General features: G+C 68.6%; 10 protein-coding genes. 4 read left to right on the top strand and 6 right to left on the bottom strand.

The window, feature by feature from the left end; all coding sequences use genetic code 11:
• The first annotated feature begins 35 nt into the window (after positions 1-35).
• The 3 genes from ACH4G3_RS06330 to ACH4G3_RS06320 all read left to right on the top strand — a co-directional run bounded on the left by ACH4G3_RS06330 (position 36) and on the right by ACH4G3_RS06320 (position 5,611).
• Positions 36-1,865, top strand: coding sequence for a DUF4357 domain-containing protein (locus ACH4G3_RS06330; RefSeq protein WP_397623406.1), 1,830 nt, complete (start codon positions 36-38; stop codon positions 1,863-1,865).
• Positions 1,862-3,085, top strand: coding sequence for an McrC family protein (locus tag ACH4G3_RS06325; protein WP_397623405.1), 1,224 nt, complete (start codon positions 1,862-1,864; stop codon positions 3,083-3,085). The genes ACH4G3_RS06330 and ACH4G3_RS06325 overlap by 4 nt, the downstream gene beginning before the upstream one ends.
• Before the next feature lie 1,011 nt (positions 3,086-4,096).
• Entirely contained in the window at positions 4,097-5,611 is a 1,515-nt protein-coding gene (locus ACH4G3_RS06320; protein WP_397623404.1) for an HNH endonuclease, read from the top strand.
• Between the two features lie 255 nt (positions 5,612-5,866).
• Here the strand turns inward: ACH4G3_RS06320 and ACH4G3_RS06315 are convergent, their stop codons facing one another.
• The 4 genes from ACH4G3_RS06315 to ACH4G3_RS06300 all read right to left on the bottom strand — a co-directional run bounded on the left by ACH4G3_RS06315 (position 5,867) and on the right by ACH4G3_RS06300 (position 10,269).
• Positions 5,867-7,207: an acyl-CoA reductase gene (locus tag ACH4G3_RS06315; protein WP_397624079.1), complete on the bottom strand. Its 1,341-nt coding sequence runs from the start codon at positions 7,205-7,207 to the stop codon at positions 5,867-5,869.
• A gap of 14 nt (positions 7,208-7,221) precedes the next feature.
• Positions 7,222-8,430 (bottom strand): LuxE/PaaK family acyltransferase, encoded by a 1,209-nt coding sequence (locus ACH4G3_RS06310; protein WP_397623403.1) that lies wholly within the window; start codon positions 8,428-8,430, stop codon positions 7,222-7,224.
• 77 nt (positions 8,431-8,507) lie between these two features.
• On the bottom strand, positions 8,508-9,863 hold the full coding sequence (locus ACH4G3_RS06305; RefSeq protein WP_397623402.1) for a helix-turn-helix domain-containing protein: 1,356 nt from the start codon (positions 9,861-9,863) through the stop codon (positions 8,508-8,510).
• 46 nt (positions 9,864-9,909) lie between these two features.
• A complete protein-coding gene (locus tag ACH4G3_RS06300; RefSeq protein ID WP_397623401.1) occupies positions 9,910-10,269 on the bottom strand; it encodes a hypothetical protein in 360 nt (119 codons plus the stop codon).
• A gap of 206 nt (positions 10,270-10,475) precedes the next feature.
• Between ACH4G3_RS06300 and ACH4G3_RS06295 the strand changes: the two genes are divergently transcribed.
• On the top strand, positions 10,476-11,390 hold the full coding sequence (locus ACH4G3_RS06295; protein WP_397623400.1) for a LuxR C-terminal-related transcriptional regulator: 915 nt from the start codon (positions 10,476-10,478) through the stop codon (positions 11,388-11,390).
• A 39-nt stretch (positions 11,391-11,429) separates the two neighbouring features.
• Here the strand turns inward: ACH4G3_RS06295 and ACH4G3_RS06290 are convergent, their stop codons facing one another.
• Complete coding sequence (locus ACH4G3_RS06290) at positions 11,430-12,239, bottom strand: thioesterase II family protein (protein WP_397623399.1); 810 nt, start codon at positions 12,237-12,239, stop codon at positions 11,430-11,432.
• Between the two features lie 56 nt (positions 12,240-12,295).
• Positions 12,296-14,028, bottom strand: a 1,733-nt coding sequence (locus tag ACH4G3_RS06285; RefSeq protein WP_397623398.1) for a non-ribosomal peptide synthetase, incomplete at its 5' end; no start/stop codon positions are given.

The following is a 14,028-nucleotide window of genomic DNA, read 5'->3' as shown; positions in this document are numbered from 1 at the left end:
GCACGAAGTGAGCTGCAGGACATACGAGGAGACCGATGACCGACGCATACCCGGAGCTCTACCTGAGACTGCCGAGAGGTGGGCCGGAGGCCCGGGGCCGGCTGCTGGGGGAGAAGGGCGCCAGCGGGAGCCAGAGGTTCGTCATCGCGGCGGGGTCTCCAGCCCAGACCAACGTCGTTCCCTCGTTCGCGGCGCGCAAGCCGACCTCGTACCGCACACGACAACAACTCATTTCACAGGGACATCTGCGGCATTCGGAGAGGTGGCCGGGATACCTGGAGGCGGCCTGGGACATCGAGTGCACATCACCCTCGGCTGCCGCCGAGATCCTGCGGGGCTGCAGCGTCAACGGCTGGGGCGAGTGGAAGTCGGCCGATGGACAGCCACTCGCCCACTTCGATCACATGTCGACTGCGCCCAACCGCGCCTGGTTCATCCGCGGCTCCAACGTAACCGGCGTCGATCTTGTCCAGCGGCTCTGGCTTGCCGAAGGACTCGTCACCGTCGCAGCCTCCCGACTGCGGCAGGGCGTCGAAGCGAACCCGGACCGGAACGTGCTGCGCACCCTCGTGGAGGAGGACTACGAGTCGGCGGCAACGTACAACCAAAAGCAGGAACTCGTCGAAGCGTTGCATGTCTTCCTCACCCGGATGAAGCCGGATGACACGGTGTGCACGCGCTCCGACGGGCGGCTGCACGTCGGCAAGGTCACCGGAGCGGTCGAGCAGATCGCCTCTGAGGACGGGCGGTCCAACCTGCGGCGCCCCGTCGACTGGCAGGACACAAGCTACGAGTGGGAGGAACTGCCTGAGGAGCTCCGACAGAAGCTGTCGGTCCAGCACGATGTCGTCGACCTGACCGCCGTACAAGCCCTCATAGAGGGGCTGGGGTTGACCGATGAGCAACTGGCCGACGAGGCCGAGGCCACTGTGAGCGACCTGAGCGCAGAACTGCCGGCCCTCACCGCCCGTCGGAAGCTCGAACTTCCCGAACCGGACCAGGCGCTGACGGACCGCCTCAGCGTGCACAGTGCCGCGTGGCTGCGCGAGGTGCGCGACCTGCTGTGGGACGAGAAGCAGCTTGTGTTCTACGGGCCGCCTGGAACGGGCAAGACGCATCTAGCACTGAAACTTGCCGAGTTCCTCGGCGGCGGTCCCGAGCAGGTCAAACTGGTGCAGTTCCATCCCTCCTATTCCTATGAGGACTTCTTCGAGGGCTACCGCCCCAAGGAGGATCCGAAGACCAAAGAAGTTGGCTTCCGTCTCACGGCCGGCCCGCTGCGGGAACTCGCGGACCGCGCCGACAAGGAGGGCAACCGGCACATTCCCCACTTCCTGATCATCGACGAGATCAACCGGGCCAACCTGGCGAAGGTCTTCGGAGAGCTGTACTTCCTGTTGGAGTACCGGCGCCAGACCCTGCGACTCACCTACTCCGGTGACGACTTCTCCCTGCCGGACAACCTCTTCATCATCGGCACCATGAACACCGCCGACCGATCCATCGCCCTCGTGGACGCGGCCATGCGGCGACGCTTTGCGTTCGTCGAACTGTCCCCGCGCACCGAGCCGACGAGCGGCCTGCTGCGTCGCTGGTTGGCGGGGAAGGAGAAGGAAGCGGAGCGGGCCGATCTGTTGGACGAGCTCAACCGCCGTATCGACGATGTGGACTTCCAGATCGGGCCTGCATATCTGATGAAGCCCGGTGTGGACAGGGAGGGCGGTCTGGAACGCACCTGGCGCACCAAGATCCTTCCCCTGTTGGAGGAACACCACTACGGGGAGAACGTGAACGTCGAGAAGCGGTACGGGCTCGCGTCCCTGCGCGCGGCGCTGGCGGCCCGCGGAAACGGGCCGGTCGCGTGAATGCGGTCGCCGGGCCAATTGAACTCGTCGAGCATGCCCGGGCCGTGAACCGTCCTCTTCCCGATGTGGTGGGCCGGGCCCTCGCGGCCTCGCGCATCGTCGAGGCCGCGCCCGATCCATACGCGGCCGGTTACTGGGTCCTGAAGGCCGGCAGCAAGGTGGGCGCCGTGTCCGTGACCGTGCCCGACGCGGAGCCGGTCACGCTACGGATCATCCCCAAGGTGCCGATCGCCCGGCTGTTCTTCCTGCTGTGCTACAGCCTCGATCCCCGCGGCTGGCGGGACGGCCAGGTGGACGTGGCCGAGCACCAGGAAGTGCTGCCCGCGCTGGCGCACGCGTTTGAGCGCCAGGTGGAGCGCGCGATCCGAGCAGGGTTGATCCAGGGATACCGAACGACCGAGGACACCGCTCTCGTCGTCCGGGGCCGCATTCGCGAGGCCGAGCAGGTCCGCAGACGGTTCGGCGCCGCGCTTCCCGTCGAGATCACGTACGACGAGTTCACCACCGACATCCCCGAGAACAGGCTGCTGCGCGCCGCGACTGAACGGCTGCTGCGCCTGCCCGGCGTTCCGCGTCCCATACGGGCCCGGCTGCTGCACCAGCGGACGCGGCTCGCCGACGTCACCCCGCTCGTACGCGGACAGAGGCTGCCCGCCTGGCGTCCGTCCCGGCTCAACGTGCGCTACCAGCACGCGCTTCACCTGGCGAAGGCGATCCTCGACGGGGGTTCGGCCGAGCATCGTCCAGGCGGTCTCCGGATCGACGGGTTCCTCTTCGACATGAACAAGGTCTTCGAGGACTTTGTCTGCGTCGCCCTGCGCGAGGCGCTGCGTCCGCACGGTGGGCGCGGCGTGCTCCAGGCCAAAGGCGTGTATCTGGACGAGGACGAACGCGTCCGGATGCGACCGGACTTCGTTTGGTACGGCGACGGGAATCCAAGCCGTCCTCTCGCCGTTGTCGACGCCAAGTACAAGGCGGAGAGGAGGGACGGCTATCCGGACGCCGATCTCTACCAGATGCTGGCGTACAGCACCGCGTTGGGACTCTCCGTAGGTCATCTCGTGTACGCCAAGGGCAACGCCCCGCACGCCGGTCATCGCGTGCGTGAGGCGGGGATCGTTCTGCACCAGCACGCCCTCGACCTTGACCAGTCGCCGGATGGCCTCCTGATCGAGGTGAGCGACCTGGCCCGGGTAATTGCCGCGACCGCACCCGAGTGATGACCGCAGGGGACCGCTGTCCCCGACCGGCGTTAGGCGGTGCCCAAGCCTCCGGGATGGAGTCCTGGAGGCCTTCGTATACCTGGCTCCGGTCCGGAACAGACGTCCCCATCGCAGCTCGACCGACATCGACTCGGAGCGCCGTCGCGGAGGCCACAGCCTGCTCGACACCCCGACTTCGACCGGCGCCGAGCAAAGCCAGAGGGTGATTGCCTCTGATCGGCTCCGAGCAGCTCGGGTCGAACCGGGGGCGAATCAGAGCGACTTCCTCTGACTGCCTCCGATCGCCTCTGCAACCCGTCCTAGCAGGTCACAGCCGGTCCGATCCTGCAAAGCTCTATTTCTGCAGCTCAGAGACCGCTCTCTCTGAACAGACCACCCGGGCCTCCTGAGGGCGGCTCCCGGTGACCGGTGCGGCTGAAGGGCCTCGCCGCCGCTCTGGCGATCACGGGTGACCGTACGGGAGTTCTTGGGGAGTGCGGCGGGTGTGGAAAACCGTGGGCGTGCGGTGTGACGGATGTCCTCCCGAGTCTGGGATCCTCAACCTTCCCTTGCACGGGGAAGCTCCCGCCGCGCGGTGGAGCGAGGCCGCCCGTGGCGAGCCTCTGTGGCTGTCGCCACGCTCTCTCACCGGCACCTGGTCAGTCCCCCGGCATGAGGATCTTGTTCTGTGAGAGCTCCTTGGAGCCGCCGCCGACGAACCCGGCTCGACGTGCCCCCTGTTGATCTGTCCGGACGGAGTGCTTCCAACGCGACGCTCGATCTGCTGGCGGGAATCGCCGCTACCACCGACGAGGTCTCTGTTCTAGCCGACATCGATGACGCCGGATTCGGCGTGGTCGGCCAACTCCTGTCCGTGGCCCCGGCCGCGAGGAGTTGACGCTACGACGTCGATACCCACCTTGGTCACCTCGGCCTGACGAGCAAGTGTCCCTGGGGGTCGGCGAGGTGAAGTGGACGCATTCTGCGGCCTCTACGCGGAGCACCGTACCCCGCTCCACCACTGCAGGCATGTCGGGTACCAGCAGCCTTCATTCGTATGAAAATCTGATCACTATGGGGACTGGTTACGGTACCGAGGACACGGTTCAATGGATCTTGCAGCCGCGCGGCGGACCTGCCAAGCGAGGCCCTCGGAACTTCGAGCACTCGGTGCGCAAGGGAATCCGACTCGCGGAGTACGAACACGTCCTCGGGAGATACGCGGAGCTGCTGAATCGCATCTTCCCCGACGGGGTGGCGCGGTTGTGGGGAGCGACTCCGGCAGCGGTGCCATGGCACACCAAGGCTGCTGCCATTCGGAATCAGAAGGTCGGCGACGAAGTCCTCTTCTACGCCGAAGGGAGATTCATCGCCAAGGCCCGCATCCTCGGACTGATGCACAGCCCCGAGCTGGCTGCAGCCGTATGGGGAGCTGACGAGGGCCAGAAGACTTGGGAGCACATCGTGGCTCTGGGCGACGTAGTGGAGATCGACATACCAGCGGCTCCGCTGCTCACCACATTGGTCAATCGGCCGGACCTTCGCAGCCTCACCTGCATACCGGCTGACGTGCGTCAGCAGCACCTGGCCTTGCTGAACAGTCTGCTGGACGGGCTGACACCTCAGGCGGAGCATCAGCCCTCTGAGGAGAAACCGACTGCCTCCGTTCCGAGGATGCGGCGCGAAGAGTTGCTGCACGCCCTAGGGACGCTGAATGCCGATACCTCGGACGAACAGCACACACGGGACGCGTCGCTCACGTTTCTGTGGGCTCTCGGCCGACTCGTGTCCGGGCAGAGAGGTATGGCGTCCCGAGACCTCTGCGCAAGGGAAGTTGGCCCCCTTCTCCTGGACTTCGGGGCCCAAGACGTGCATTTCACGCTGGAGTACGCCTTCCGGCATCTTCAGGACTCAGGTCTCTGGCAGGCCGAAGGCACGGGCGACGGTGCCACGGTGGGCCTGCAGCAGGACGTCATGGAGCTCCTGCAGAAGCCTCTCGCACGTGCCGAGGCGGTCGGTCTGCTGTGCAGCTCCTCTTTCCAGGATGTCGACCAGGAAGCCCTGCTGGAGCGAGTGGGCCTCGCCGGGTACGCGAACGCCGAAGGAGCCGTGGACGGCGCGAACGCGGAACCGGCGAGCGGTGGCGAGGCGTCTTCGGCGGGCAGAGGACGCCGGCAGGTGAACGGATCCCGCCCCGACCGGGACCCGCACCTCGCGGAGCAGATCAAGCTGATCTACGGGCACCGGTGCCAGGTATGCGGGGAACGTCTGGAGACCCGTTTCAGCCACTACAGCGAGGCGGCGCACATCCAAGGGGTCGGAAGACCGCATGAGGGGCCGGACAAGCTGTCTAACATGCTGTGCCTCTGCCCCAACCACCATGTCCAGTTCGACAAGCTCTTCTTCTTCATCGACGAGGACTGGAACGTGCGCCGAAGCAGGGACGAGAAGCTGATCGGCGCCTTGATACGCCATCCCCAGCACGGCATCGACGAGGAGTGCGTCGAGTACCATCGCGGGCTGTGCGGTCGGAGCCGCTACTGAACCGACCAGGTCACTGCGACCGGACCATGAACTCCGCGATCTCCTCCATTCCGGACAGGAGGTCCATCGGGTCTCGATCCAGTTCCAGGGCGTGCTGAGTGATGACGACTCCGGCACGCCGCACCTGGTGAGAACCCCGAGGCGAGCGGCGCTTCGCGTACACCAGATGGCCGGACGAACCGGTCCGATCCCGTAAAGCCGCCAGTCAGAAAGGTGCTCAAGGAATACCCGGCGTACAGCCCGACTCGTCTGCCGCTATCCGTGGAAAGCCGCGGGCATGCTCACCCGGCGGCTGTACCGCTGCAGGGCGAGGTGGCCGTCGTGAGGTTCGCCCGCGTAGGTGTCCAGCATCTGGCCGAGTGGCGTGATGCGGAGAGCCCCGGCTCGGAAGAACTCCCCGGACAGGGCCACGTCGCCGTCCCCCGTCGCGGCCAGGCCGACTGTTTGCAGGTAGCGGCGCATGGGGTGCAGGACGCGCACGATGTCCTCGCGGGGCAGTGGCTTGACCCAGATGGTGCCGAACAGAGGCGAGGCGCACAGACCCGGACGCGTGTCGGCCAGGACGTGCCAGCGTCCGTCCGGGGCGCTGCGGGTGCGCGTCAGCCCCAGGTGCTCTTCGAGTCGGGCGACCTCGACCACGTTGGTGACCTCGGCCTGTTCCGCTGCGGTGGGGGCGATGACGGGAAGCCCCGGGGCCTCGTCGGCGAGAGCCGTGGCGAGTGCGTCGGCGACACCGAAGAGCCGGTCGTGGCTCGTGGTGTCCACGTACAGCACCTGAGGGCTGGTGCAGCTGCGCTGCGCGTTGCGCAGGATGTCGCGCGCCAGGCCCCGAAGGCCGGCGGGTTCGGCCGGCGCGGTCCGATTGAGGTATGCGAAGGAGATCTTCGGGCCCCACGCGACGACACGGCAGCCCGAGGGGGCGTACTGGGCGATCCCGGCGACGGCTTCCTCCGTCCCCCATACCGCGACCGCGTCGGCGGATCGGCAGAGCCGCCGCAGCCAGTCGGTGTTGCTGGAGGAGAACCGCAGTACGACGAGTCGGTCGCGGATCCGGCCCGTGGGGTCTGCGTCGGCCAGGAGGGCGAGTGCCCGCTGGGTGAAGAGACCGTCGGTGCCGCTCGTCTTGACGATGTTCGTGTTGCCCGCGAGCAGGCCTTCGACGGCGCTGAGCACACCGGCCGTGGCCACGTTGGCGGGTGAGATGTGGACAAGCGTGCCCACGGGTTGCCATACCTCGACCGCCTCGTCCGCGAACGGCGCAGGTACGGGCACGCCGGGGGCCGCACTGCCCAGTTCGGCGGTCAGCTGAGCGGCCAGCGACCGGGGATCGAGGGCCTTCGCGAGCCCGGCCAGGAGGGCGTCCGCGTCCTCCGCGGGCAGGGCAGTGGTGGAGGGATCGGTCAACTCGTCGCGGAGTCGCGTGTACGTGGTGCCCGTGGTGTCGTCGAGTTGGGAGGCCAGGTGGCGGCACGCGGCGAGGACGTCCGCCACGACGAGCGGCTCGCGCAGGCCGGGCAGGATGAGGCCGATGTCATCGAGCCGACGCCCCGCGCTTTCCTCGTCGATCCATTCGCCGCGCCAGTAGTAGGGCGTCATATGCTTCACGAGCGTCATCGTTTCCCCAGGAGTTCGGCCGCGGCAACGGCACAGTTGCGGTTACGGCGCACGCCGGCTCGCCCGTGGACGTCGAACCAGGGCGTGTCCACCTCACAGGCCCCCGGAGGGTGGAGCGTCCCCAGATCGGCCATGAGGATGCTGTGAGCGGGCAGCGCTGTGATGTAGGGCGAGATGAACTGCAGATATCCGGGGTTTCCGTAGGGCAGTGGTTCGAGGGTGCGGACGTCACGAACGACGACGCGGGACCAGACCGGCACGTGGAAGTGGTGGTTGGCGCATTCGATGTACGGCAGGCAGTGCTCGACGGAGCCGTAGCAGTCGCGGATCCGGTCGTCCCGAATGCCCAGTCCGCTCCGGACGGCTTCGCGGAACGCCGGCTTGGTGATGGCCCGGTCGGCGTGCCCCTTCCAGCCGCCACCGGTGAGGACGAGGGACCCTTCCGGGAACCGCAGGGGCGGGATGCCCATCTGGCGCATGCGCTCGACCACCGCGTACACGAAGGCGGGGAAGCCCACGACGCGTACGGGTTCGTCGCGAGCGGCGTAGTCGAGGAGTGCGTCGACAGAGCCCATGGGGTTGAACTCATGGCCGCCGCCCGTGTTGCGCAGCGCGTGCACGGCGGAGGCGACCGGGGCGAAGTCGCAGAGTTCGTTGAGGCCGTGAGCGGCGCCGACGGTGAGGCGGGGGTCCGGCTCGTAGCCGCACACCAGGTAGTTCGCGGGGCGATCGGGATCTATCAGTCCCAGTGCCTTGAGGGTCCAGGCATCCATGCGCTGTGCCGATCCGATGGACCAGGCGTCGAAACCGATTTCCGTGCGTTCACCGCCCGTGCCCGAGGAGGTGAGGCGCAAGGCGACATCCGCGTCGGGCACGGAACCGAGGGCATGGCGCTTGAAGAGATTCACGTGGAGGTAGGGGAGGGCGTCCAGTGCCCGTGCCGTGCGGGGAACAGGGCTGCCCGCCTTCTCCCAGGCGGCCCGGTAGAGAGGTGACCGCGCCACGTGCCAGGCGTTGATCTCCCGCATCGCGGCGACGAAGAGGGAATCCGTGTCCTCTTCCGGTTGAAAGGGGTCGTCCCTGTCGCACAACTCCTGGACGTGCGGGAGTTCCATGGGTGCCGGCACGGTGAGCGGGCGGAAGTACTTGGCGAGAGTGGGCAGTCGTCGCGCGAGATCGGCGTCTGCGCTGATCGCGGTGGTCATGATGCTGTTTCGCTCCGGAAGTGGGTGGGGATTCGGCTGACGGGTCCCGTTCCGTGGCAGGCGCTTCGAGGGGTGCGTCAGACGTGGGCGACGGCCGGCAGGGAGGCGTGTTGCCGAGCCGCGTGGAGTGTGTGACGGACCAGGTTGAGGACGGAGACCGCTGTTCCGCCGCCCGGAACACGTTCCTCGCGGATCAGGCCGCGCAGCAGCAGGCCGTGCAAGGCCCGGGTGACCTCCTGGGGTGGCCCTCCGAGGCGGCGCTGTACCTCCTCGGTCGGGCAGGGGGCACGGTGGAGGGCCAGGGCGGCCAGCACTCTGGCCGGTGCCGGGCGCAGCGCGGCGATGGCGCTGCCGATCAGCGTGCCCAGATCGAGTCCCCCTCCGGACTCGCCGTCGAAGACGGGCTCCACCAGGTCGAGCGGGCTGTCCAGCGCCACGGAGTGCAGTTGCTCGGGCGAGTACATCGGCAGCCAGCCCGCCGCCAGGTTGAGGGCGAGGGGAATCCCGTCCAGTTGCCGGCAGAGCCCGGTCACCGCTTCGGTGACGGAAGCGGTCTGCTGCAGCGCCGGCCGGGCGCAGCTGACGTGGGACAGCATGAGCCGTACTGCGGCCGACGCCGTGCCCTGCCCCGGTTCCGCGCTGGGCGGAGCCAGGGGCAACGGGGCGAGTGGCACGGCGCGGACGCCGAGGACCGGTAGCGGGCTCCGCAGGGTGACCAGGACCTGGAGGCCGTCGCAGCCTGCGAGCAGCCGCAGGAGACGCCCCCCGTCGGCGGCGGGGTCGTCGAACCCGTCGATCACCAGAAGGGTGCGGCGGCCGCCGATCAGCCTGGCCAACTCCTCCAGCGGACCGTTCCCGGTGAGCCGGTCCAGCATCCAGGACGCGAGCAGGCTCTGTGCGCGGTCAGGTCCCGCGCCGGGCCCGAACGGGGTCGCCCCGCTGTCGGGGGAGGCCGGGAGCCAGATGACGCGGGCCTCCCGTTCAGCCTCGTAGCGGTGGGCCACCGCCAGCGCGAGCCGGCTCTTGCCCACTCCGGGGAGCCCCACCAGGGACAGCAGACGCTCCTGGCCGACCAGGAGGGCGCGGGCGAGCACGTCGAGTTCTCGTTCCCTGCCGATCAGCGGGTACATCGCCGCCGGAGCGGAGGCCGCATCCTCCTCGTACATCTGCCGCAGCGTGGTGTCCACGGACACGTGGCCGGAGGCGTGGTCGAGCAGTACCCGGTGGGAGCCGGTGAGGTCGAGGGCGTCGGCCAGGAGCCGGATCGTCTCCCTGCGAGGGCGGTTGGCGCGGCCCAGTTCCAGGTCCCGGATGGCTCTGATGCTGACGCCGGAGGCCGCAGCGAGCTGCTCCTGGGTCAGGCCCGCCCGTTTCCGTGCGAGCTGAAGCGTGCTGCCGAAGCGGGTGGGCTCGGCGCCGGTGTCCGAGTGCATGAGCCTCACCTTCTGCCGCTCCGGCCGCGGTCTGCTGGGACGTACGTCATGCGGCGCCGCCAGGCGTCGAGACACCCTTCTCCATGGCGCTCGCACCCGGAGCGTTCCAGCCAAAGTCGTGCTGCCGGCCGTTCCAGCCGATGTCCTTCCCCACGCCCCGCTCTGCTGCCGGGTTCGAGGGAAGACTGCGCTTGTGACCGTCCCAGCCGATGTCCATCGACAGGACCCGCTCAGCGGGGGAGTCCCAGCCGAAGTCGTGGGGCCCGTGGGCGCCCGTGAGCAGGGCGCCGGCCCCCACGAGCAGTGCGCCGGTCAGAGTGACGCGGGCTACGGTCCGCCGCGCTCGGTGCAGCGCCCCGCCGGCGCTGCGCTCTTCGTCGATACCCGTCGCAGAAATCTTGATCATGGCGTTTTTCCCCCGCTTATGGCGCGTTTTCTCGGTCACCTGGAGGCTAGGGTTCGACGGAGTAGGAACTCCACGGTACGGGGGGGACAGTTTCTTGCATCGCAGAGATCTGAGGGGGGTAAATGGGGTCAGATAGCCGCGAATCTTTGCCGGAACTGTCGGAAGCAGCACTGGCCGCCTACGAAATGGCCCTTCGCGAAACGGCCTTGGCCCCCGACACCGATGTGCCGGGGGTCGACGACCTCGCCCGGATCGGCTTGCTGGAGCTGTCGCCCGACGACGCATCCCTGCGGCCGGTCGATCCGAGACTGGTGGAGGCCCGGCTCGCGGCCCAGTGGCGCACCGCCGCATGGGAGTTGGAGTTGCAGGCCTCGGAGATCGAGCACAGGCTCGCACCGGCGCTCCGGATCTTCATGGCCCAGGCCCCGCCGGAACGCGCGACACCCGCTGTCGAGTACCTCCACGGCATGACGACGATCCGGGACTACATCGCTCAGGTCACCGACGAGGCCACGGAGGAGATCCTCACCGCGCAGCCGGGCGGCGGGCGCCCGGCCACGGTGCTCAACGCCGTGCTGCCGCTCACCCTGGAGCACCTGCGCCGCGGGGTGCGCATGCGGACGCTGTATCAGCACCCGGCCCGGTTCAACACGGCCACGAAGGCTTACGTCGAGGCCGTGACGGAGGGCGGTGGGGAGGTCCGCACCCTGGACGAGTTCTTCGACCGACTCATCGTCGTCGACCGTTCGCGGGCCATCGTGCCGACGGATGAGGACCGCACCACAGCGGTGGTCATCCACGACAGGGCGCTGGTGCGATTCCTGACGGACGTGTTCGACCGGAACTGGCAGCGGGCGACGCCCTTCGACCCCACGCACGCCTCCCACGCCTCCACCGAGGTCATGCCGGACATCCACAGCATGATCAAGCGCCTCCTCGTCGAGGGTCTGACCGACTCCGTCATCGCCCGGCGGATCGGTGTCAGTGAGCGCACGTACCACAGCCACCTGGCACGGATCCGGGAGAGCATGGGTGCACAGAGCCGTCTCCAGTTGGGTTACCTGCTCGCCAGGGAGGAGCTGAACCAGGAGGAGACAGCTCCTCCCGCGCAGGGTGACTGAACGGCCCGGACGTGCGGGGGAGCACGTCCGGGCACTCCGCTACCGGCCCGGGCGGCTCCCCCGGGCCGGCCCGCTCCCGAGGTGCGGCGCTTCGCCCATGCACGCAGCCCGGACGGCCGGCAGGACGTCGTCGAGGCGGTCGTTCAGGAAGAAGTGTCCACCGGGGAAGACGCGCATGGCGTACCCGGCCGTCGTCAGGTCCCGCCACGCTGTGAGGCCTGTGATCGGCACTCCGGGATCGGCGGCCCCGCCCAGCGCGGTGACGGGAACGCTCAGCTGCGGACGCGGCCTGAACCGATAGCCGTCACACACCTGGTAGTCGGCCCGGAAGACGGGCAGCAGCAGCTCCATCATCTCCGCCGATCGCAGCACGTCTTCGGGCGTGCCGCCCAGCGCCCGGATGCGGTCGATCAACTCAGCGTCCCCGCGCGCCCCGGCCATGGGCCGGCTGTGCCGGGCCGCAAAGGGCGGCGCCGTCATCCCGGAGACGACGAGGTGCGCGGGCGGGCGGTTCGCGGCGGACATCCGGTGCGCCACCTCGTAGGCGATCAGGGCACCCATGCTGTGGCCGAACAGGGCCCAGTGCTGGTCGCCGCGCTCCGCCAACGCGGCGGAGATGCCGTCAGCGATCTCGTCGGCCGTGGTGGCGGGTTCCTCTGCGAACCGTGCTTCCCGGCCCGGGAGCTGGACGGGCACCACCTCGATACCGTCGCCGAGCCGTCCTGCCCAGGCGCGGTAGGCGGAGGCGCCGGCTCCGGCATGCGGCAGACAGTAGAGGCGCAGCCGGAACGGGTCGGAGGTGCCGCCCTCCGAGGGGAACCAGCGGGTGGCGAGCGCCCGGCCCTTCATACTGTCGGCCCTCCACCTGGAAGACCCGGTCGTTGTGATCGTCACTGGAGCATTCCTTAGAGTCGGCCGGAAGTGTCGGAGAGCAGGGCGTCGGTCTCCTCGTCGGAGAGGTGCTCGATCTCCGCGAGCAGCGCCTCGACGCCCATGGAGTGGTCACCGTCCCGGGCACCCGCTGCGATGAGGGTGGTGATCTCGGCGGCCAGGGGTTCCAGGACGGGCGTCTCGAAGAGTGCGCGCAGGGGGAGCTGGACGTCGAAGTCGGAGCGGACGCGGGCGATGAGCTGGGTGGCCAGCAGGGAATGACCGCCCAGCGCGAAGAAGTCGTCGTCCAGACCGACCTGCTCGACACCGAGCACCTCGGCGAACAGTTCCGCGAGAAGCCGCTCGTCCAGTGTGCGCGGCGCGCGGTGGGGGGCGCGCTGGGCCGTCAGGTCGGGGGTGGGCAGTGCGGCCCTGTCGATCTTGCCGTTCGGGGTGATCGGCATCGTGTCGAGGCTGACCAGGACGGAGGGCACCATGGCCTCCGGGAGTGTCCGGGCGAGCGCGGCACGTGCCTCTTCCGGTCGAGCGGTGCCGGTCACGTAGCCGACGAGGGCGGTGGTGCCGGAGGGATGCGGTCGGTCCAGGACCACGGCGTCGGTGACGCCAGGTTGTTCGCGCAGTGTGTGCTCGATCTCGCCGAGTTCGATGCGCTGTCCGCGGATCTTGACCTGGTGGTCGCGCCGTCCGAGGAACTCCAGCTCTCCGTCGGGCAGGTAGCGCACGACGTCGCCGGTGGCGTACATGCGGGCGCCCTGGGTGGTGCTGAAGGGGTCGGGCACGAAGACGGCGGCCGTCTTCGCGGGATCGTCGAGGTATCCGCGGCCGACGCCCGTGCCGCCGACGAAGAGTTCACCGCGGGCGCCGACCGGCACCGGCCTGAGGGACGGGTCGAGTACGTACAGACGGGTGTTGCGCACGACCCTGCCGATGGGAACCCTCGTCCGACTGCCGGGGGAGTCCACGGTGAGGTGGGCATGGGTGACGTCGTCGGAGCATTCGGTGGGGCCGTAGGCGTTGATGATGTCGATGTGGGGGTAGCGCGTGAACCAGCGGGTGCACAGGTCTGGTGGGAGGGTCTCCCCGGTCACCACGAGGGTGCGCAGGTGGGGTAGTGGGGGCGCTGCTGTTGTTGCGTCGGGGGTGGTGGTTGCGTTGTCGAGGGTGTCCCAGGCGTCGAGTGTGGCGCGGAGCAGGGAGGGGACGACTTCGAGGATGGTGGCGCCGTCCTGGTGGGCGCGGGTGAACAGGTTGATCGGGTCCAGGGCGGTGTCGTCGCCGTAGACGGTGGTGCGGCCGCCTTCCATGAGTGCGGCGACCATTTGCCATACGGAGATGTCGAAGGTCAGGGCGGCGTTCTGGACGAGCACGTCGGAGTCGGTGAGTGCCAGGTCGTCGACCTTGGCCTGGAGGTGGTTGTTCATTCCGGCTCGGTGGACCATGGCGCCCTTGGGCCTGCCGGTGGATCCGGAGGTGTAGATGACGTAGGCCAGGTCATCACCGGCACCGCGCACCGGCACCAGATCGTCCAGGCCATCGGCCGGCTTCGGACAGGCGAGCACGGCCACGTCCGTGCCGGCCGCTGCGGCGGTGGCCGCAGCCTCCGCCGTGCGGTCGGGTTCCGCCACGATGTACCGCGCACCCGACGCGACGACCATGTCGGCTTGGCGGGTGTGGGGGGCGCGGAGGTTGAGGGGGACGTAGGCGCCGCCTGCGCCCAGGATGCCGAGGAGGGTGATGATGGCGGTGG

The sequence above is a fragment of the Streptomyces afghaniensis genome, from assembly GCF_044327915.1.
In the GTDB taxonomy this organism is placed as follows: domain Bacteria; phylum Actinomycetota; class Actinomycetes; order Streptomycetales; family Streptomycetaceae; genus Streptomyces; species Streptomyces afghaniensis.
Note: the sequence above shows the minus strand (reverse complement) of the source record. Positions and strands in the feature narration are given on the sequence as shown.